Genomic DNA, 20,345 nt, shown 5'->3' with positions numbered 1-20,345 from the left:
ATTCGATCTATGCGGTCGGGGAAGTGGTTCCGCCGTGGCACCCTAGCCAATCGGATCAATCGTCAGAACGTATACGTCGCGCCGATTTGCGCGTAACGGCCGATGTATGTGTACAGCGATGGATCATAATACCCACGGTAAGTGGAGGTCCATACCGGGTCATACGGCGGCACACGGTTGAAAAGGTTGTTGATGCTTGCATAAAGTTTCCAATGCTTGGATCTGGCATAGCTGGCGGACAGATTGAACTGACTGTATGACGATGCGCTGGCGCCCGGAACGTTAATCACTTGCTGATAGGGGCCGGTGTATTGCCAGATCAGCGTTGTGGTCCATTGATTATTTGCCCAGCTCAGATTGGTATTCCCCTTCCAGCGTGGAAGTGCGCCGCCAAACACCGTGTTGTTGGCACCGTTGTTGCCGGCAAAATCGGACGGAGCGATGCCGGGTATTCTGAAGTGCCACACGTAGGCCCAATCGCCCGACAACGCAACCGTTCCGATCCGGGTCGGCAGCGCCTGCCTGAAGGTCGCTTCAAACCCTTCGGTATTCAGGGATGAGATGTTCGCATAGGGTAGCGAATAGACCGGCTGTCCCGGGTTGGCGTTAACCAGCGACTGAATGTCTACCTGGCTGATCACGTTGTTGACGTCGATCCGGTACCAGTCAAGACCGAAGTCCGTATTATGGCTCGGCGACCACTGGAACCCGAGGTTGTAATTCTTGGTACGCTCGGGTTGCAGGTTTGGATTGCCGACAAAATACTCATTGACGTTCTGGTTGTTGACGACCTGGTAGGTCACGCTTCCTTTGGCGTCGAGTTCAAGCAGCGTCGGTGCGCGGAAACCACGGTCATACGAAGCGTACATGGTCAGTGACCGTGTTGGCTGAAAGCGCAGCGCAAAGCGCGGGGAGAATACGCTGCCGAAGTCGTTGTAATGGTCATACCGGCCCGACTGGCTAAACGACAGGCTGTGCAACAGTGGAATGTCAAGCTGGTAGTACGCCGCGGCGATATTGCGCTGGCCATTGACCGCCAGGGTAATCGGATTCACAAAATCGGTGGAACCGGAACCGACGTATTCGCTCTGATGCTGGAATTGCGCCCCAGTCCAAACCCCACGTCCCCGGCGGGCATCTTAAACAGGTTCGCTGTCGACACCGTTGCGTCCAGCGTATCGAGCGCTGACTTGGCGGTGGGGCTGGATGTGCCAAACAGGCCCGGCAAGGCATTGAATGTCGTAGGACTAAACGTGTTCATCGTCACGCCATTGAGATAATTCTGGACCACCGAGGCGTTGATCTGATTGGTATAGGCATTGGTCACGTCGCTTTGGGAGTGCCCGTAGGAAGCCGCCAATCCCAATCGCCGAGATACGCGCTGTCAAACGAGCCTTTTAGTCCGCCCGAAATACGATAAAAATTGGAAGTCGTATCCACGGCCTGGGCGGTCGGGAAATAATAGGACAATGCATTTCCACCGACAGTCGGTGCGAACGGAGCGAAGCCTGTTCCCGGGGAAGAGTAAAGCGACGGCACCAGCGCATTGGGACCAAAGCCAGCCTGCCCCGAAGCAAGCCTGGTGGTATTGTGACTCCCCCATACGTCTGCAAAAGCCTGCGTGTCAGCGCTGATTCGGAAATCGGCGTGCACTTTTAAACTGGTGCGCTCGACCTGCGCCGCGAGTGACTGTGCACTGGCGCCATTCTGCGAGCAGACCGTGCCGGGGGATTTGGTCTGCAGATTGTTTTCTGCCGACGTAAGCTGCGCTCCGGGTCCGCAGGTAGCCAGCGCCTGCGGACCATCCGGCGTCATTCAGAAGAACTTGGTTGCGCGAAGAAGCCGCCGCTCAAGCCAAGGTAATTTTGGTTTTTTGTGATGTCTCGCTGCGCCAACGACACACCACTTTCGCGAAGGTAGCTCAGCGCGCTTGTGACATTGAATCGATCCTCATGCAGATCGCCGAAGCCACCCAGCACGCTGAAGTTGGTCGTTCCCTGGCCGCCCCGCTGCGCGCCGCCGAGGTTCCCATCAATCTGCAGGCCCTCGTAACGCTTCTTGGTGATGACATTGACGACGCCGGCGATGGCATCCGAACCATACTGCGACACCGCGCCGGTCTTGACGATCTCGATGCGGTCGATCATGTTCAGCGGCAAAGTATTGAGATCGGAGAAGGTGTCGGTGCCACCTGATGGAAAGGCGTAAGGCGCAACGCGCTGGCCATCCACCAGCATCAACGTGTATTTCACGCTCAGCCCGCGCAGCGCAATGCCCGTTGCCCCGGGCGACTGATTGAGGACGGTGCTCTCGTTGTAACTACTTCCTGAATTGACGCTCATCTGACGCAGGTAATCGGCCACTGTCGCAACGCCGCTATCCTGAATCTCACTCGCCTTCACCACCTGGACCTGGTTGTATGCGGTCTTGTCTGCGCTGCGGATCATAGAGCCCGTCACTTCGACCCGGTTTGTTGGAACCGCATCGCTACCCGACGACTCCGCGTCAGCGCTGACGTATGCCGAGTCCACGGGTCCGGCAGGCTGACTCTGCGCGAATGCAGGAGTTGAAAACGCTGCCAACACTGCCAACTCGGTCCAGGCGATTCCTTTTAAAGCCATGGCCATATTGGCCGATTTGGTGATATCGGATACAGCGTTGGTGAGCGGTGCCGCTGCTTTACAGGAGATTTTTTTGATGCGAGTCATGTTTTTCTTTTCAAATTATTTGCTGATACGGGATATAAAAACGTGAGTGAGTTCTATTGGATGTTTATGGGGTCTGTTATGAGCCTGAACGGTGATGTCTCATCGCGTCGGCAACAACCGGTGGTGCAGGCAGCACGGAACCGGGATTTGGCGAATCATGGGAATCACGAGATCAGCAACTGGCACCAATGAACATCGGTGCCGAGCATATGCGCCAATCCTGAAGGCATCCTGAGAAAACCCTGACAAATTCCTGAAGCGCAAATTTATTTGCGAGAACTGGTGGGATGGGCAGCTGTGCCCAAGCGGAACGTCGAACGCTCGATGAGTGAATTCAGCGTGGACAGAAATCGGGCCGCCCTACGACTCTGAAGCCCCCCGACAAAACAACATCCTCGTTTTATGCAACCTGCCTTAGTGTCGTGCGCGAGATATCCGAGCGAAAAAAATGGAAATTTTCACATCGGGATAGTTAATATTTTGATCTGTTTTTATTTGTACAATAAGTTACATTAGGCGACACCACCAGAAATATAGGGATAGAATATGGCGCGGTTGCTATGTCGCTTTGCGGGAAGCACGACAATTGCCAAATAAGCAACTACGTACAATAAATAACATTCACATGATCGATCGCCTCAACATGGGTTGTGCAGGCGCGTGAGGCTTTTACTACGCTTGGATGGGCATTGGCGTTGATACATTGCGTGGCCGCTGTTTTTTGCAGGTTTTATCCCATGAAGTAATGGGCTGCTAGTTCAGATATGACAGGAATGCCATTGTGACCAGTTCATCAATTGACGCGAATAATATCGAGGCCATCTTCGTTGCCCATCACAACTGGCTGCGGGCTCGCCTGCGCCGTAGCGTCGGCGACACGTTTGCTGCCGATGACGTGGCGGCCGAAACCTTCGCGCAATTGCTGGCGGCGCCGATTGCGCAACACATCCGTGAACCTAAAGCGTTGTTGACAACCATCTCGCAGCGCATCGTCTACGAAATATGGCGCCGGCGCGATCTTGAACAAGCCTGCCTGCAAGCTCTCGAACACCTCAGCAACGAGCAATATGCAAGCTCACCCGAGGATCAAATGCAGTTGCTGGAAGCCTTGCGTGCCATGGACCGCGCATTGGCCGGGCTGTCTCGCCGAGAATGCGCCGCGTTTCTGCTATATAAGCTCGATGGCCTGACCTATCCGGAAATCGCACTGCAGTTGGACATATCGGCGAGTGTCGCCAGAAGATACGTGGCGAAGGGACTCCTGCAATGCTACAAGGCCGGCTCTTTTGCGCCTCTTGCCTGAGCCTTGACCATGAACGAAGAAAAAATCGTCGAGCAAGCAATTGATTGGATGCTCCGGCTGGAGCTCCCGGATTTCACCAGCGCCGATCGCGCGGCCTTTGAGCATTGGCGTGCGGCAGATGCACGCCACGAAATAGCCTTTACCAATTTGACAAAGTCGGTGCATCAATTTGATGTGCCACGCCAATTGGGAGCGACAACCGAAGTATTGCGCCTCACATTGCAGCAGCGCAAAGATCGTCGCAAGGCCTTGCAACGGATTGCAGCCCTCGCTGGCTTGAGCGTCGGCGCGGCAGTCCTTGTGAATCAGGTGACGCCGATCCTGGGCATGAATGCCGACTTGCGCACAGGCACCGGCGAGCGCCAGATTTTCACCCTGGAAGACGGCAGTGTCGTGACATTGAATGCGCGCAGTTCTGCCGATCGATGGATAGACCAGAGCCGCCGCTTGTTGAGGTTGACGGAAGGCGAATTGCAAGTCCGGGTGGCCTCTTTGGCACAACGTCCGTTCGTAATAGAAACGGCGTTTGGCAGTGCAAGTACCTTGAGCGGCACGTTATTGGTCCGTTCACTGGCAGAACGCACAGAGGTCGTTTCCCTGCAGTCGCTGGCCAACTTGGCGACGCAGAATGGCCAGAGCGGACAGCTGCAGCCGGGCCAGCATACCTGGTTCAGCCGCAATGCAATTGCCTCCGTGCAGAGCAATCGTGGCAGCGAAAATTCATGGGTCGACGGCTATTACACGGCATTTAACGAACCGTTGATCGATGTGGTTGGCGCCTTGCGCCCCTATCGACGCGGCGTGATCCGAGTGGACCCGGCGGTAGCGCAACTCAGGGTCAGCGGTGCGTTTCCGTTAGACGATAGCGATCATGCGCTCAATGCGCTGGCTGCCACCCTGCCCGTTGCGGTGGCCCGCTTTACACCTTACTGGGTCACGATTTCCGCGCAGGCATAGCCACTCCGGCGCCGTTGACCGCGACAGTCGGCAGATTGCCCAACCCAGTTTTCCTTCCCGATCACCATGCGATATCGCTGTACCGCCAGTGTCATGATGTCTCCCCTTGCCGCCTCTGTGCTGGTAGTTGCTGCTACGTCTGTTTGGTCGATTCCCGCATTCGCCGCAGCGGCCCAGCCGGCCAAAAGCAGCTTCAATATCCCTGCTGGTCAGCTGGAGCAGGTACTCGTGGCGATTGCCAAATCCGTCAGAGGCATCATCCTGTTCGATCCGACCTTGGTAGGATCGTTGAAGTCTGCCGGGGTCAACGGCAGCTTCACTGTGCAAGATGCACTGCGCGAGGCCATGCAGGGAACCGGCCTGGAGGCCATTGCCAATCCCGACGGCTCATTTGGCGTACGCCGCGCCGCAGTCAAAACGACATTGCCAACGGCGCCAGAAATTTTGTCGGCGCCAAGCGTCTTACCTGAGCCTGAACCAGAGCCGTCAGTACTGCCACCCGTCGTCGTCACCAATTCTACGGAGACCTACCACGGCTACCATGACACCGGCTTCATCATTCGCGACACCCGATCCGCCACGCGCACCAATACGCCGTTGGCCGACATTCCCCAATCAATCCAAGGGGTGACAACGGATCTGATGGAGAGCCAACAGACGCAATCGGTTGTCGACTCCTTGCGCAATGTCAGCGCGGTCTCGTTCGCGCGCGGCAACGGCGTTGACCAGGCCAGCACCCTCTACGTCAGAGGTTTTGTCGCGCCGATCATGAAGAACGGCGTGGCCGACCTGGTTTCACTCGCCAATGTGACCAATGGCCGGGCATCAGGCTCATGGTCAATCACCTCATTAGATGTGCCAATCGCGGCGGTTGAGCGCGTGGAAGTGCTTGGTGGCGCCGACTCCATCATTGCCGGTGGGCCGATGGAGCCAGGCGGCGCCGTCAACATCCTCACCAAGCGGCCGCAGGCAAACGCGATCCGGGAGGCGACGCTGGATGTCGGCAACGACGGCCATCGGCGCGCATCGTTCGATCTGGCCGGGAGCCTATCGGCAGATCGACGCTGGACCTACCGTACCGTTGTCTCCGCCACCGACGACAAGCGTACATTCGATGGCTACGATGGTGCGCGCGAACTCTACCTGGCGCCGTCGATAGGTTACAAGCATGACGGAACCAGCATCGTTACCGGCTTCAGTCACCAGATCAGCCGTCTGCCGTTTGGCGGCTACCAGAGTACTGAACTGACGGCACAAGGCGCCGGAGCGGATCAGCACACCTCGCCTTGGGGCGGCCTGACGACCACAGCTTTGCCGCAAAAACGGAGCTTTTTTACGATCTTGAACAACGCCTGTCGCCAAACTGGACGTTCCTCAGCAAGGCACAATATACCAAGCTGCGCTATGACGCGGCGGGATATGACAGTTGCTTCCAGTTTGATATTGGCGCAACCAGCGGCATTTGCTCTGTTGATCTCGCCAATATCACAAGCTACACCCGCAACATCGAAAACAGCGTGCGCGGCACATTTCAAACCGGGCCGTTGCACCACACGCTGTTGGCCGGCATGAGTTATGGCCAGACACGGCTGGGATCATATAACGATGTGAGTGCGTCAGGCAGCGTCATTGTCCCCTGGCCGCCATCCGACTTGCAGCTGCCGCCAGTAGCCGGCCCGCAAAACCTGATCACCACCGACGACACGTTCTACTACACCAATTTTTTCCTGCAAGACCAGGTTACCTGGGGTCGCTGGCATGTGCTGGCCAACGTCGGTTATGAGCAGGAACGAAATAACTTCTCTACCGATACCGACAGTAACGGCGTAGAACATGACACCTCTCCGCCCAAGAACGCTCCGGTCTATAACCTTGGCGTTGCCTATCGGCTGAACGAGAATACTGCGTTGTATGCAAACACCTTCCGTAGCTTCACGCCGGGCAATACCGTCCTGGATGCAACCCTGAATGGCGGTCCGCCAGGCGTGATTGTGGCTCCTCCGACGACCGGTAGATCGGCTGAAATAGGCATCAAACTTGATCTGCTCAACAAGCGCATGACATTCTCCGCCGCAGTTTTCCGGGCAACCCACACCAACGTCCTGCAAGCCGTGGGGACACAAACTACTGCGTCAACCTATATCGATTACGTACTGCTGCCGTCAACGATCAGCCGCGGCCTCGAGCTGAACATAGCGGGACGGTTGATGCCCGGCTGGAATTTGACGGCAAGTTACAGCTACATCGCCTTTCAATACGCCAAACCACCAGGCCAGGACCCGGAAATCTCGCAGTTTCCGCGGCATCGCGCCAATTTGTGGACCACCTATGATTTTCAGTCGGAGGCCTGGCGCGGCTGGGGGCTGGGTCTGGGACTCACGGCGCGTAGCGGATATACGGCAGTGCCGGACACCGGCGTGCTTGGTCACATCGCCGGACAAACGCGCACCGATGCCAGTATCTATTACAAATCAAGACACTGGTCGACTACGCTTGGCATCAAGAACCTCTTCAATCGCCGCCTCTACAGCGACTTCGCCACATCTACGGTCGGCGTAGAACCAACCCGCACCCTGCTGCTGACCAATACTTTCGAGTTCTGACCGACGTCGATATCTCCTGGCGGCCTGCAAATTCCATGACTGCCGGCACCGAATGAAAAAATAATTTGTAACAGAGCGTCATTTTCTCTTTGCCGTTGCACATACAGAGCAGATAGGTCCGATAAATATCTCTTTGCTCTGATATGGCTATGAATTTCAAATCTGATTACAGGCGGGCGCTGCCCTCGATTGCGCTGTTCCCTTTGCTGTTTGCGGACGTGGAATCCGTGTGGTTGGGCTGTGCAGTCCCGACTTTTTTCCTGATTCTATCCGCGCTCTCCAATATCCCGACTCGTATCCAGATGTGGATGCCGACGCTCGCCGCCTCTGCGTCGAAGCCACACAATGCTTCATCCACGAGCGTTGGCAGCGGCCATAGAGAAACCGCGCTCTCCTACCTGCACGCGCAAAGTCTGAAAGTCTTTCTCAAACTGCGATATTTCCTCGCACTGCCATGGGCTTCGCATGCGGGTGCACAAGCGGGCAATTCAACGCGCGTGACGTTATACACCTGCCTAGCCCATTCGCGCCCGGGCCTCTCACGATTGGCAAAGCGCATCAAACTCACCTTCCGGGGCATGACGCAACGCCAGGTCACCCAGAGTTGGCTAGGCTATTGGAGCGCAACGCCAGCGCGCATCCAACTGGCCAAAGCCACTCCTCGACTGTTGCAAAAAATATATCGCCCGTACCAATCGCTACGGCTGTCAGATCGTCAAGACCGGCTGAATTTGCTGGTGAATCATTACGATTTCATTTTTCAACAAGGTCTCGACGCGCTGGTCCTGTGCGCAAGCACCGCGCCAGTATCGCTCGGCAGCTTCATTGGGAAATCCGGAACTGTCTACGATATTCAGCTCGCATCAGTTGCCACGCTTGACCGAGAGGGTGAGCTGACCCTAATGCTCTGCGGCGATCGGCAGCATCTGTTCTCGATCGCGTTTACTTTCCACCAGGACAATTTGACGCCAAGTATCGGAATCGGCTGCCTGCAAGGACCGCGCGGTGTCGATAAACAGGAACGGGTGCGCAGCGCCACGCGCGACATGTTCGGCTTGCGACCGAAAAGCCTGATGGTGCGCCTGGTAAGGGAAATCGGGCATGCCTATGGATGTAAAAACCTGATTCTGGTGGGGAATCAAAATCGAGTTCTGTTCCATCAAGTCCGCACGGGAAAGGTTCTCGCCAACTATGACGATTTTTGGCAGGAAATCGGCGCCACCGTCCGTCCTGATGGCGATTACCAGATCTGCTGCGACAAAATTCCGCCCCCTGACCTTGCCAGTATTGCTTCGCATAAGCGCTCGGAAGCCAGAAGACGGATTGAACTGACGGAGTGTGCCATTCGAGCCGCAATGAATGGCTTTTCCGGCGGTCGAGTTTGATTTTTATCGGCGAAATCACCCTGATGTTCGGTTCGCATGCCCCATCGCATGCGAACCGGCTGTCGTTAGAATGAGTGATGCATTCCGACCGTAGTCACCAGCTGGCTGGAACCGCCGGAGACACCGGTGCTGCCTCCCGCGCCGGTACCATTCATCACTGCGTATTTCGCATCGCCGCCGGCGCGCTGATAAGCGGCCTGCACATACAGTTCTGTGCGTTTCGACAATGCATGCACATTACTCAAACTGACCGTATTCCAGCGCGCGCCCTCTAGCTTGGACAGGCTATAGCCAAGATTCAGCGTATCCGCTACTGCATAATGCCAAGCTGCCCCCAGATCGACATTCTTCTGTTTCGGCGACATCGCGGTCGGCAACGCGATCTTGGTCTGCGTGTACAGAGTATTCAGACGCACGTCGCCAATTGTGTAGCCAACCCCTGCAGCGATTGTGGTCAGGCTATTGAACACGGTGGCGGCGCTGCCCAGACCCACGCTGCCCAGGAAAGCGCCGGCATAACCTGCCGGCCTGTCGTTCAATTTCGAATACGCCAGCACCGCACGCAGCGGGCCGTTCGAGTAGTTGGCGCCAGCGCTCAAGTTGCGACCCTTGCTATTGTTGCCTGCCACTTCACCGAAACCATACATGCCGCTCAATTGCAGGCCAGAGAAAGTCGGCGTGGTGTAACGCACCGCGTTGTCGAACTGGAAGGTATTGGCCAGGCTGTCCAGGTTCCCGGGATGGAACAGGTACCAGTTGGTCAGTTGATAGCCGTTGCTGAATTTTCCGGCGTAATCGAACACGATGTCCGGCATGTGTCCCATGGACACCGCGCCGAAATCGCCTGACAGTCCGACCGTGCTCATGCGATTGAACAACTTGCCGGCTGACGGCTGCGCACCGGTATCCGTGTAGAAACCGCTTTCCAGCTGGAAGTTAGCCTTCATATTGCCACCCAGGTCTTCACTACCGCGAAAACCGATGCGGTCTGGTTGCATCGTGCCCTGATCCAGCCGCACCACGGAATTACCGCCCAAGTTGTTAACATAAGCAACACCGGCATCCAGGCTACCGTAAATCGTTACGTTGCTTTGAGCAAACGCACCTGCGCACAATCCGCTTACTGCCATCGCAATCACTATTTTCTTCATGACTTTTCTCCCCTCCTTCGAATAACCACGGCCTTGACCGTGTCCACCGTCCTCATATGCCCCGCGCTTACGAGATGTGTCTGATATGGCGACATCAAGCTGCCGCCTGTGGCTCGTTGATTGAGTCTGATTTGTTTTATATACGAATCAACGTTCCATAAAATTCATTGCGCCAAAAAAATACCCGGAGTAATCACGGGTCTTCATTTTTTTGCGTACTACAGGTCTAGTACCAAGCGCTTGCCTTTGCAGCCCGAGACGCAAACCATCATCATCTTGTTCGAGGCGCGCTCGCTCTTGCTGAGTACGCCATCGCGATGTTCCGGTTCGCCTTCCAGCACTCTGGTCTCGCACGCGCCGCAGACACCTTCACGACAACTGTGCTCTACATCCAAACCGGCATCCAGCAGCGCATCCAGTAGTGACTTCCCGGCCGGCACTGAAATGGTTTTTTTGCTGCGCGCAAGTTCCGCCACGTATTCGTCGCTCTGCACTGCTTCGACGTTTTCGGTAGCGGCAAAACGCTCGATATGCACGTTCGGTAAATCCAGTTCGGCGCATAGGGTCTCGAATGCATTGAGCATGGGCGTCGGACCACAGCAATAGAAATGCGCGTCCTTCGGCTTGCTTGCCAAATAGGCGCGCAGGTCGGGCGGCGCTCCTTGTTCGTCGTCGAAATGTCCGGCTACCCCACTTTGCTGCAGCAACGCGGCACTGAACGCAGCCTCGGCACGCGACCTGGCGCAATACAGCAATTCCGCCGATTTTCCCTGGCTGCGCAAGTGATTCAGCATGCAGGAGATCGGCGTGATGCCGATGCCGCCGGCGATCAGCACCGAATGACTGGCCGCTTCGTCGAGCTGGAAGTTATTGCGCGGCGCAGAAATCGTCATCTCCGAACCGACCCGCAACTGCTCATGCACATAGCGCGAACCGCCGCGGCTGTTGCGATCGTTCAGCACACCGACCACGTAGCGATGACGTTCGGTCGGCGCATTCAACAATGAATAGCTACGCACGATGCCGTTGCCCAGATGCAGATCGATGTGCGCGCCAGCCTCGAACGGTGGCAGTTCGGCAGCGTCAGGCGCCACCATCTCCACGCTGACAATACCTTTTGCCTCATAGCGCATGGCTTGGACGCGAACCGAAATCAGAGAATTGCTCATAGAAACCTCAAACTAGACGACGGCCTGTTGCAGATCGATGTCGAGCCGCGCGAAAGCGTCGATCTCGACCGTCAATTCAGGAAACACCAAGCCACTTACTTCCACCAATGTCGAACATGGATACGGCGCCTTGAAGAAGGCACGGCGTGCTCGCCCGACTTCATCCTTGTCGTCGATATCCTTCACATAAATCACCAGCTTGTAGATGCTGCCCAGCGTGCCGCCTGCGGCTTCCACCAGATCACGTATCTTGCCCAGCACCACCAGCGTCTGCGCATAAGTATCGAGCGAGGCCTGGCGCGAAGCCGGATGCGCGGTCATGCCGGACATCGCGACTTCATTGCCGATCACCAGGCAATTGGACCAGGTAGCGGCGGCCGATTCGGCCACCTTGTCGGTTTGCACATGACGCACGGCGGGCATGGGTTTACCCCGCCTTCACTGGCGTCGCCGCCTCTTCCCTGGCCAGCTGTTCCTTGGCCAGGTTGCGCATGTGACGGCGCCAACGGACGATGCCCATATCGTGCTGATACAACATCTCGCGCTGGTTAGCGTCCGGTTCCATCATTTCCAGCACCACCCGATCCTGCTCCAGCACGGCCCAATGGCGGGCCTCCAGGCGATTGCGATACAGGAAACGCCAGGTATCGCGCTGCCAGCCGCTCAGCTTGCGGCAACGCCAGTGGAACACCGCAGCGACGTTATCGCTGATCGGGGTATAGCTGCCGATGATGAAGAAATTGCCGCCAGGGCCGCCGGTTTTCGGATAGGGAATCGCCAGACGCATCCATTGCAGACCCGTGTCGGCCCATTCGGTCCAGTCGAAATTGACGCCGCGCTGGCCTTCCTTTTCAAACACGAAACCAATATCGGTTTCACGTACGCGGAACGTCGCCGTGTTATCGCCTTCGGCCATCGAGTGCGATTGTTTATGCAGGAAAGTACCGTGCATCGGATCCATGACGTTGTCGGTCACGTAGCGGTAGCCGCCCTTCCATTCGGTGTAGCACAGGAAGTTAGAGTACTCGTCGCTAGTCAATTCTTCCGGCAGCTGCAATGGCGGCGGCTGGTCGACATCAACGCTGGAGTTGTAGAGGAAGATCGCCCCGCAGGCTTCCTGCACATGAAAGGAACGCGTCGCTTTCGCGCCTTCCAGCTTGCAGCCGGGACTGCCGGGCACGCTGGTGACCACACCGTCGAAGCGCACCTGCACGCCGTGGTAGCCGCAAGCGATACGATCACCCAGGGCGATTCCATCGACAACGGCGCGCCGCGATGCGGGCAATGGTCTTCCAGCGCATGCAATTTACCGGAAGCTTCGCGCCAGATGACGAATTTTCGTCCCAGACGGCGCAGCGAGACCGGACGCTCGGCGACGAATTCGGATGGGCAAATCGGATACCACAAATCTTTCAATCCAACGGCGAGTACCGCTTCTACCGGATCATTGGCTATTGTTCTCATCACTGTTCTCCTGAATGCCTGGCCTGCTTACGCAGCCAGTCTTGCGATTTCTTCTTGATACAAGGCTTCGGTCCAGACGCCGTCGTTGGAGGGGCAGCCCGGTCCGGTCCGGTTCAGGTGCGCCACCAGCCCTGCCAGATCATGGACACCTGCTGCAAACGCACGCTCGATGGCGTCGCCGAGCAAATCCTCATACTGGGTTGGCGGGCGCCGCCGCGCCTGGTGCGGGTTGAGATAGACGTCTTGCTTTGATTCACTCATTACTGGCCTCCATTTTTTACGCGTTCGCGGATACGCTCACGCACAGGTACAAAATCGTAAGTGGGATAACATTCGGTACGAAACACGCCCCAGGCGCTGCGCTCGAGTTCGACATTGACCAGCGGCAGCAGCGCCGGCGGCAGTTCCAGGGTAACGATCTGCCCCAGCCCCATCGCCACCGTCCACGACACCACGCGCGAACCTTCGACCGGAAAACGTTCCCACCAATCGACCTCTTTCATATGCGCCTGGATTTGTTCCAGGTTCTTCGACTGATCGTGCTTGAGCAGCACGGTCAGCAACATGGTTTCTGTTTTAGCGGCCATGATCTATGCCGCCGCCGTTTCTTGCTTAGCATCCAGCGGCACTACCCAGGCATCGTAGCCGTAGACCCAATCAGCGTTACCGCCATCTCGTAACCAATTATTGCCACGCGACCCGAGTTGAATCTTGCTGGTCCGCTCCAGACGCAACTGCTCATAGCACTGCAGTGCATCGGCGACAGCGTCCAATGTTTCGACCTGTTCCAGGCAACGTGCCAGAACCACGGCATCCTCGATTGCCATACCGGCGCCCTGCGCCATGAACGGCATCATCGGGTGGCAGGCGTCGCCCAACAGCGTCATATTGCCTTTGGACCAGTGCGGCAACGGATCGCGCTCGTACAACGCAGTCTTCAATACTTCATCGCAGGCGTCGAGCAGCGCGCGTGCATCGCCGTGAAAATCGGCGTAACTATCGCGCAACTCCTGCACACTACCTGGTGTGGTCCAGGATTCCAGATGCCAGCTTTCCTGTGCAGTTGTCGCGAATATGAAAATGTCCTTACCGCGGTTCAACGGGAAAGTGACGATCTGGCTTTCCGGGTTAGGCCCCACCATTTGGTGAACGCCTGCAGATTCGGCACAGCGGCAACGCTGGTAGCCGGAACCACGGCACGGAACGCGACGACGCCGGTAAAGCGCGGGCTTTCGGCGCCGAACATCGCGGTCCGTACTGCCGAGTGAATGCCGTCACCGCCGATCAGCACGTCGACCCGGTCATTGCTGCCGTCGGTAAACTTGAGCGTGATGCCTTGTCCGTCTTGCGTAATCGCCTCGGCACGTTTGGCAAACCTGACTCTTTCAGTCGGGAAGACTTCAGCCAGTGCTGCCAGCAGATCGGCACGATGAATCGTCAGTTGCGGTGCACCGTATTTCTTTTCGGCGGTGTCCCCCATTTCCAGTCGAGAAGTCTCTTCGCCGCTATCCCAGCTGCGGCTGATTCTATGTGTCGGCCGCGCCGCTGTGCTGCGCACCGCCTCGCCTATGCCCAAGCCGTCCAGCGCGCGTACAGCATTGGGCGTCAGATTAATATCCGCGCCGACACGCAGGAACTGCTTGGATTGTTCGTACACGACAACCTCATGACCGGCGCGATGCAATGCGATTGCTGCAGTCAGGCCGCCGATGCCGGCGCCGAGAATGCCAATTTTCAATGAAGACATGGAATTACCTCGTATCAGGATTTGGTGCGATCGGTCAGGAACTTCCCGCTTGGCCCTTCGGCATTTTTTTGGCGACGGGTGTTGCCGTCGATGCCGCCGTCGATCGCCCATTCGGCAAACATGGTCGGACCGGGTTCGAAATCGCGCGGCTCCCAAGCTTCATTGAGCTGATCCTCATCGGCGTAGTATTCGATCAGGCCACCAGCCGGATTGCGGAAATACCAGAAATAGGCTGATGAAATCGGATGCCGGCCGGGTCCGAGTTGTGTATCCCAACCCTGGCGCGACATATGCATGCCGCCGCCGAACACTTCATGGATATCGCGTACTGTAAATGCTACGTGGTTCAAACCGGCGCGGGCCTCAGGCGGTTGCAGCAGAAAGATGTCGTGATGCCCGCCATCGGCGGCGCAACGCAAGAAAGCGCCACGGCCCGGATAATGATCTGACGGCACGAAGCCGAAGTTATCGCAATAAAAGCTTTCGCAGGCTTGCACGTCTTTGACGAAAAACACCACGTGGCCGACTTCGATCGGCGCCGCGCGCTCGTATGCCGGGCTGCGCTGGTTGATGCGATGCTTGTGCGACCAGGTATTCATTTCCGCGCATTCGACTTCGATCTCGCGCTTTTTCGTCACCTGGAAGCGCACCGCCAAGCCATTCGGATCTGTGCAACCGATGCGCGTTCCGTGGTTGATGTAGCCAGGCATGCCGGCAATGCGCGCGGCAAAGCGTTCCAGCACCTCGGGCGCAGAGACGCCCCAGACCACTTCGCGCAAGGTCGGGCCGGCTTCGATCGCTGGCGGCAAATCGGCGGCATCGCTGCGCTTGACCACTACACGGCAACCGTTTTGCGTTTCAAATACCAAGGCTTGCTCGCTCTCTTCCGCCAGGGTCATGCCCCAATCGGAAAAGAAACGTTTACACAACGGCAAATCGTCCGCGCCGTAGGTAATTTCATCTATGCCCAATACATCCATTCTGCGTCTCCTCGCATTACCCTCAGTGACTTCTGAGTTACTTCTCAGCTACCTTGTTTTCAGCCTGCCCACGGCAACGGCTGCTCATTCAAGCCCCAGTACATGCTCTTTTGTTCCATGTACTGCAAAATCCCCAGGCGCCCCTTTTCCCGTCCGAGACCGCTATCGCGCCAGCCGCCGAAAGGTGTCGAAATCGACAATTGCTTGTAGGTGTTGATCCAGACATTGCCGGCCTGCACCGCGCGCCCGAAGCGCCAGGCTTTCTTGTAGTCGCGGGTCCAGATTCCGGCCGCCAGCGCGTAGACGCTGTCGTTAGCTTGGGCGATCAAGTCTTCTTCGTTCTCGAAAGGCATCGCCACCAGCACCGGCCCGAAAATTTCTTCCTGGCAGATACGTTGTTCGTTGGTCAATCCTTCGATGATGGTCGGCAGATAGTAGTTTCCGCGTTCGAACAACGCTCCCGTAGGGCGTGTACCACCGGTACGAATCTGGCCGCCGTCGGCCACCCCCATAGCCACATAAGACTCAATCGAATCGCGATGGCGCGGAGTGATCAGTGGCCCCAGTTGAGTGCGTTCATCGGCCGGATCGCCGACGCGCAACGCCGCAGCGCCTGCAGCCAGACGTTCGATGAAGGCCTCGTAAATGCCATGCGCGACAAACAGGCGCGAGCCGGCGATACAGGATTCGCCCGATGAACTGAAAATACCGTACAGCACGCCAGCTACGGCATGGTCCAGGTCGGCGTCTTCGAACACCATGGTCGGCGATTTTCCGCCCAGTTCCAGCGACACCGGCATCATCTTGTCAGCGGCAATGTGTGCAATATGCTTACCGGTGGTGGTGCCGCCGGTAAACGATACGCGGCGCACCAGCGGATGTAGGGTGATGGCGTCGCCGATCACCGAACCCTTGCCCGGCAATACGCTGATCAATCCCTTGGGAACGCCAGCCTCTTCGCAAATCCTGGCCAGCTCCAGCGCCATCAGCGGCGTCACTTCAGCCGGCTTGACAACTACGGCGTTGCCGGCGGCGAGCGCAGGCGCCATCTTCTGTGCTTCGCTGGCGATAGGCGAATTCCACGGCGTGATGGCTGCAACCACGCCCATCGGTTCGTACACGCTCATGGTCAGGTTGTCGCCACGCATCGGCGTGATCGTGTCTTCCATCGTTTCGCAGGCTGCCGCAAAGAACTGGAAGGTACCGGCGGCGCTCGCCACCAGTGCACGGGTTTCCGTGATCGGCTTGCCGTTGTCCAGGCGTTGACGCTGCGCCAGGTACTCCGAACGCTCACGGATCAGCTGCGCCACGCGGTACAACACGGCAGCCCGTTCGTGCGGCTTGCGCTGGGCCCAGCCGCTGGTGCGGAATGCGTGATCGGCGCCGGCAATGGCTTCCTCCACGTCAGCGATGCTGGCAGCGTTCAACCAGGCAACCGCTTCGCCGGTCGCGGGATACAGGCTGGCATAGCGATCGCCCTGTCCCAGGCGCCAATTTCCGGCGACGCAGATCGGCAGTGTCTCGTTTGGATTCATATCAATCTTCACTCAAATGGATAGGGCGTGGGCGCGATTGCCAAGGGCACGCACGACACTGAATACGGTCAGGGCAGAAGTTTTTGGATTAGCCGCGAGCGGCTTGCCGCGCATCGTCAATTCAAACCCGCCGAACTCACCCTTGGCTTCGACGTGATGTACATTTTCTGTGACAGCTGGATCGGCCAGCAGGCGCACCTGCGTGTGATCCAGCCCCAGACCAGCCAACGACAGCGTGGCGGCCACATTGGCGTTCTTCGGATACAGGCGCGCTGCCTCACGTGCCGTACCTTCAAAAATCACAGTGGCGGTTTTCAGGTTATCGAGATCGAACAAGCCGTCGGCCGGTGTATCTTTCCATGCGGCAGGAGGTTTGCGGCCGGTATAGACGACCGAGTCGAGTCCGCCGATGCGCGCCGCCGACAGTGCGTCAATCGCACCGATTGCGCCGGACAGCAGCTGCACCTGAGTTTTACCTTCGCGGGCTGCCTCTTCCAGCCGCTCCACCAAACCCCGCTCAGACAGCGCACCAATGGAGACCACCATGCACGGAATACCGCGTTTCAATGCAGGAATGATGTGTTCCTCGATAGCCTTGTGGCCGGCGCATTCAATCAGCAGATCGGGACGCTGTCCCAACTCCTCCAGACGATTCGCAACCCGCGCATGCGGCGCCAGGGAGAACACGACCGGGCGTGCCGCTTCCATATGCGCCTCCGGCACGATGACGACATCGAACGTGACTTCCGGATCGCTTTTCAGCAACTCCATCACGCCGATACCGATGGCACCACAACCGATCATTGAAACATGCAGCATGTCAATCTCCTCAAGCGACTGTAGCGATGGATGTTTCGGCTTTTTCTTCGTTCACCGGAGGGCCGGCGAAGGCGGTCTTGAACTTGCCGATCGACAGCATGTCGATTTCCAGCATGAACGGTCCCGGCTCGGCCAACGCCATGCGCAAGCCATTCTCAACATCGGCCAGGTTGCTGATGCGGGTGTGACGCAGCTTCAGCGACTGCGACAGTTGCGCATAGTCCGGCGTATGCAACTCGACGTAATGACGACGGCCGCCGTATTGCGCGTCCTGGATGTTCTTGATGACGCCGTAGCTCTGGTCGTTCATCAGAACGATGACCATATCGGCACGCTCCTGCACGGCCGTTGCCAGTTCGCCCAGGTTCAGGATGAAACCGCCGTCACCGGCCAGACAGAAAGTCTTTTTCCCGGACGCCGTCACCGCTGCGCCGACTGCCGCGCCGATGCCCATCGCCAAGCCTTGTCCAATGCCGCCGCCGAGTGCGTGCACACCGGCCAATGGATCGAAAATGCGCAGATAGCGATTGCCCCAGGTGCTGTTGGAGACGGTCACGTCACGCACCCAGTTGAAATTGCGTCCGGCAGCTTTTTGCAATTGTTCGACCAGCGCGCTATAAGGACCGAGTCCGTCGACCAGGCCGTGTACTGCGCTTTCGCGCGCCTTTTGCAGATCACCGATGAACGCCGGGTCGACTTGCAGCGATTTCAGCGCTTGCAGTCGATCGGCCAGGCCATCGAGTGCCAGTGCGGCGTCGCCACAGACAAAATAGTCGCTGTTATAGCAACGGCCCTCGGCAGCCGGATCGGCATCAATGCGATAGCGCGCTTGCGGCAGCTTCAGTTCATACTTCAAGGTCTCGTTGCCGCGCAACCGTGAACCGACTACAACCACTGCGTCGCAGGTCTGGTAGAAATTCTCAACTGGCTTGTGCAGGTTGAAAGCGCCCAGTGAACGCGGGTCGTCTTCCGGCACAATGCCGCGACCTTGCGTGGTGGTCACCAAACCGAAGCCGAGATCGAGCAGGCGCTTGACCTGTTTGCTGGCATGGCGTGCGCCACCGCCAACCCACAGCATCGGACGCTTGGCCTTGACCAGGCGCGCAGCGAGTTCATCCAAAGCATGCGCCGATGGCGTATTGGCAGGAATCGGCAGCGGCCGCAGGTCAGACGGCATCGGGATCAGCGCCGCCTGAATATCGATCGGGATTTCGACACTGACCGGACCCATCGGCGGCGTCAGTGCAGTTTGCACTGCCAGTTTGATGGTACTGATTGCAGTATCGACGCTACGCACGCGGAATGCAGCCTTCGAAATCGCCTTGAGCATGGTCAGCTGGTCCGGCGCTTCGTGGATGTAGGACAGACTCTGGTCCAGGTAAGGTGTCTCGATCTGGCCGGTCAGGTGCAGCAGCGGTGTGCCGGCGGTCAGTGCTTCGACCATGGCGCCGGCGGCATTGCCGGCGGCAGTACCGGTGCTAGTCAGGCAAACGCCGAGGCCGCCGGTAGTGCGCGCATAAGCATCGGCCATGTTGGCGCCGCCGGCTTCGCCGCGCGACATCACGAAACGGATCTTGCCACGCTCGCCGAAGGCGTCGAGGATCGGCATGTTGTGAATCGAAATCACGCCAAATGCGGCCTTGACATTGCACTGTTCGAGAAAGGCTGCGATGGCGCAGCCGACAGTAACCTGGTTAATAGCTTGGGATTTATTAGGCATGGCGTGAAAGTCCTCCTGAAACGTCGATATGACTGCCTGTTGTGTACGAAGAAAGCGGCGTCGCCAGAAATACGATGGCGCGTGCGGCTTCCTGTGGATGGCCTAAACGGCCGAGTTGAATATTCTTTTTTTGCGCCAACGCCTGGGTCCATTGTTCCCAGGACAATTCGCGCTCCGCGCGCGCTTCATAGCGACGGCGCCATTGACCGGATTCCACCAGGCCGATCAGGATGCCGTTGACGCGGATGCCCAGCGGGCTGAATTCTGTGGCCAGCGAACGCACCAGGTTGTGCACGCCGGCGCGGGCGGCGGAAGTCGCCACCATGTGCGGTTCCGGCTGGATTGCCAGCAGAGAATTGACGCATACAATGGCGGCATGGCCATCGGCGTTGCTCATGCGCTGCAATTGCGGCTGGAAAGCCCGGGTCGGGTAGATCACCGAGAAAAATTTGAGGCGCAGCTCTTCCATCCAGGCGTCGTCCTCGGTATCGGCGAATGTCGATACCCGGCCCTGCCCTGCATTGTTGACCAGCATCGACACCGGGCCGAGTTGTTGCTCAACCGCGGCGGCGAATTGCAGCACCTGCTCCTGCGACAACACATCGCATATCGCGCAATACAATTTGGCTTGCGGAAAACGCAAGCGCAACATGGCTTCGACCTGCGTCAGGCGTTCCTGGCTACGGCCGCACAGCGCCACTGCCGCGCCCGCTTCCAACAGCAGTTCTACGGTGGCCAAGCCGATGCCGGAAGAACCGCCGGTAACGACGGCAACCTTGCCGTCAAGTCGAATCATGCTCATGC

Annotated in this window: 14 protein-coding genes and 4 pseudogenes; 5 read left to right on the top strand and 13 right to left on the bottom strand. The window is 57.7% G+C overall.

Features of this window, described 5'->3' with window-relative positions; translation table 11 throughout:
• Positions 1-62: 62 nt before the first annotated feature.
• A pseudogene (locus CAter10_RS24505) lies at positions 63-2,627 on the bottom strand (TonB-dependent receptor).
• Between the two features lie 862 nt (positions 2,628-3,489).
• Between CAter10_RS24505 and CAter10_RS08265 the strand changes: the two are divergent.
• From CAter10_RS08265 to CAter10_RS08250, 5 genes and pseudogenes are all read left to right on the top strand, one after another.
• On the top strand, positions 3,490-4,011 hold the full coding sequence (locus CAter10_RS08265) for a sigma-70 family RNA polymerase sigma factor (protein WP_061533051.1): 522 nt from the start codon (positions 3,490-3,492) through the stop codon (positions 4,009-4,011).
• A gap of 9 nt (positions 4,012-4,020) precedes the next feature.
• The gene (locus CAter10_RS08260) at positions 4,021-4,968 is read left to right on the top strand and encodes a FecR family protein (RefSeq protein WP_061533050.1); all 948 of its coding nucleotides are present in this window, start codon (positions 4,021-4,023) and stop codon (positions 4,966-4,968) included.
• Between the two features lie 66 nt (positions 4,969-5,034).
• Positions 5,035-5,847, top strand: a pseudogene (locus tag CAter10_RS24200) (STN domain-containing protein); the annotation flags it as partial.
• 407 nt (positions 5,848-6,254) lie between these two features.
• Positions 6,255-7,571: a TonB-dependent siderophore receptor gene (locus CAter10_RS23445; RefSeq protein ID WP_236905508.1), complete on the top strand. Its 1,317-nt coding sequence runs from the start codon at positions 6,255-6,257 to the stop codon at positions 7,569-7,571.
• Between the two features lie 149 nt (positions 7,572-7,720).
• Positions 7,721-8,956: a VirK/YbjX family protein gene (locus CAter10_RS08250; RefSeq protein WP_061533049.1), complete on the top strand. Its 1,236-nt coding sequence runs from the start codon at positions 7,721-7,723 to the stop codon at positions 8,954-8,956.
• Positions 8,957-9,021: 65 nt separating this feature from the next.
• Here CAter10_RS08250 and CAter10_RS08245 read toward each other — a convergent pair whose 3' ends face one another.
• From CAter10_RS08245 to CAter10_RS08190, 12 genes and pseudogenes are all read right to left on the bottom strand, one after another.
• Positions 9,022-10,107: a porin gene (locus tag CAter10_RS08245; protein WP_061533048.1), complete on the bottom strand. Its 1,086-nt coding sequence runs from the start codon at positions 10,105-10,107 to the stop codon at positions 9,022-9,024.
• Positions 10,108-10,325: 218 nt separating this feature from the next.
• Positions 10,326-11,276, bottom strand: coding sequence for a PDR/VanB family oxidoreductase (locus tag CAter10_RS08240; RefSeq protein WP_061533047.1), 951 nt, complete (start codon positions 11,274-11,276; stop codon positions 10,326-10,328).
• A gap of 12 nt (positions 11,277-11,288) precedes the next feature.
• Positions 11,289-11,699: a RidA family protein gene (locus CAter10_RS08235; protein WP_061533046.1), complete on the bottom strand. Its 411-nt coding sequence runs from the start codon at positions 11,697-11,699 to the stop codon at positions 11,289-11,291.
• Positions 11,700-11,703: 4 nt separating this feature from the next.
• Positions 11,704-12,740: pseudogene (locus CAter10_RS08230) on the bottom strand (Rieske 2Fe-2S domain-containing protein).
• Between the two features lie 27 nt (positions 12,741-12,767).
• Positions 12,768-13,001, bottom strand: a complete 234-nt coding sequence (locus CAter10_RS08225; RefSeq protein WP_061533045.1) for a recombinase-like helix-turn-helix domain-containing protein — start codon at positions 12,999-13,001, stop codon at positions 12,768-12,770.
• A complete protein-coding gene (locus CAter10_RS08220) occupies positions 13,001-13,327 on the bottom strand; it encodes a hypothetical protein (protein ID WP_061533044.1) in 327 nt (108 codons plus the stop codon). Before CAter10_RS08220 ends, CAter10_RS08225 begins: the two co-directional genes overlap by 1 nt.
• A gap of 3 nt (positions 13,328-13,330) precedes the next feature.
• Positions 13,331-14,487: pseudogene (locus CAter10_RS08215) on the bottom strand (FAD-dependent monooxygenase).
• A gap of 14 nt (positions 14,488-14,501) precedes the next feature.
• Positions 14,502-15,467 (bottom strand): VOC family protein, encoded by a 966-nt coding sequence (locus tag CAter10_RS08210; protein WP_061533043.1) that lies wholly within the window; start codon positions 15,465-15,467, stop codon positions 14,502-14,504.
• A 59-nt stretch (positions 15,468-15,526) separates the two neighbouring features.
• A complete protein-coding gene (locus CAter10_RS08205) occupies positions 15,527-17,002 on the bottom strand; it encodes an aldehyde dehydrogenase (RefSeq protein ID WP_061535235.1) in 1,476 nt (491 codons plus the stop codon).
• Positions 17,003-17,014: 12 nt separating this feature from the next.
• Positions 17,015-17,821: an aspartate dehydrogenase gene (locus tag CAter10_RS08200; RefSeq protein ID WP_061533042.1), complete on the bottom strand. Its 807-nt coding sequence runs from the start codon at positions 17,819-17,821 to the stop codon at positions 17,015-17,017.
• 10 nt (positions 17,822-17,831) lie between these two features.
• A complete protein-coding gene (locus CAter10_RS08195; RefSeq protein WP_061533041.1) occupies positions 17,832-19,541 on the bottom strand; it encodes a thiamine pyrophosphate-binding protein in 1,710 nt (569 codons plus the stop codon).
• Positions 19,534-20,343 carry an SDR family oxidoreductase gene (locus CAter10_RS08190; protein WP_061533040.1) on the bottom strand — a complete coding sequence of 270 codons (810 nt, stop codon included), beginning with the start codon at positions 20,341-20,343 and terminating at the stop codon, positions 19,534-19,536. Before CAter10_RS08190 ends, CAter10_RS08195 begins: the two co-directional genes overlap by 8 nt.
• Positions 20,344-20,345 lie beyond the last annotated feature (2 nt).

Source organism: Collimonas arenae (assembly GCF_001584165.1).
Taxonomy (GTDB): domain Bacteria; phylum Pseudomonadota; class Gammaproteobacteria; order Burkholderiales; family Burkholderiaceae_D; genus Collimonas; species Collimonas arenae.
The sequence above is the reverse complement of the archived record's forward strand: the minus strand, read 5'-3'. Positions and strand labels throughout refer to the sequence as shown.

What these genes read in the sequence shown, in the direction of transcription:
- CAter10_RS08260 (WP_061533050.1), top strand. Translation starts at nt 4,021, where the DNA reads ATGAACGAAGAAAAAATCGTCGAGCAAGCAATTGATTGGATGCTCCGG.
- CAter10_RS08250 (WP_061533049.1), top strand. Translation starts at nt 7,721, where the DNA reads ATGAATTTCAAATCTGATTACAGGCGGGCGCTGCCCTCGATTGCGCTG.
- CAter10_RS08245 (WP_061533048.1), bottom strand. Translation starts at nt 10,107, where the DNA reads ATGAAGAAAATAGTGATTGCGATGGCAGTAAGCGGATTGTGCGCAGGT.
- CAter10_RS08240 (WP_061533047.1), bottom strand. Translation starts at nt 11,276, where the DNA reads ATGAGCAATTCTCTGATTTCGGTTCGCGTCCAAGCCATGCGCTATGAG.
- CAter10_RS08235 (WP_061533046.1), bottom strand. Translation starts at nt 11,699, where the DNA reads ATGCCCGCCGTGCGTCATGTGCAAACCGACAAGGTGGCCGAATCGGCC.
- CAter10_RS08225 (WP_061533045.1), bottom strand. Translation starts at nt 13,001, where the DNA reads ATGAGTGAATCAAAGCAAGACGTCTATCTCAACCCGCACCAGGCGCGG.
- CAter10_RS08220 (WP_061533044.1), bottom strand. Translation starts at nt 13,327, where the DNA reads ATGGCCGCTAAAACAGAAACCATGTTGCTGACCGTGCTGCTCAAGCAC.
- CAter10_RS08210 (WP_061533043.1), bottom strand. Translation starts at nt 15,467, where the DNA reads ATGGATGTATTGGGCATAGATGAAATTACCTACGGCGCGGACGATTTG.
- CAter10_RS08205 (WP_061535235.1), bottom strand. Translation starts at nt 17,002, where the DNA reads ATGAATCCAAACGAGACACTGCCGATCTGCGTCGCCGGAAATTGGCGC.
- CAter10_RS08200 (WP_061533042.1), bottom strand. Translation starts at nt 17,821, where the DNA reads ATGCTGCATGTTTCAATGATCGGTTGTGGTGCCATCGGTATCGGCGTG.
- CAter10_RS08195 (WP_061533041.1), bottom strand. Translation starts at nt 19,541, where the DNA reads ATGCCTAATAAATCCCAAGCTATTAACCAGGTTACTGTCGGCTGCGCC.
- CAter10_RS08190 (WP_061533040.1), bottom strand. Translation starts at nt 20,343, where the DNA reads ATGAGCATGATTCGACTTGACGGCAAGGTTGCCGTCGTTACCGGCGGT.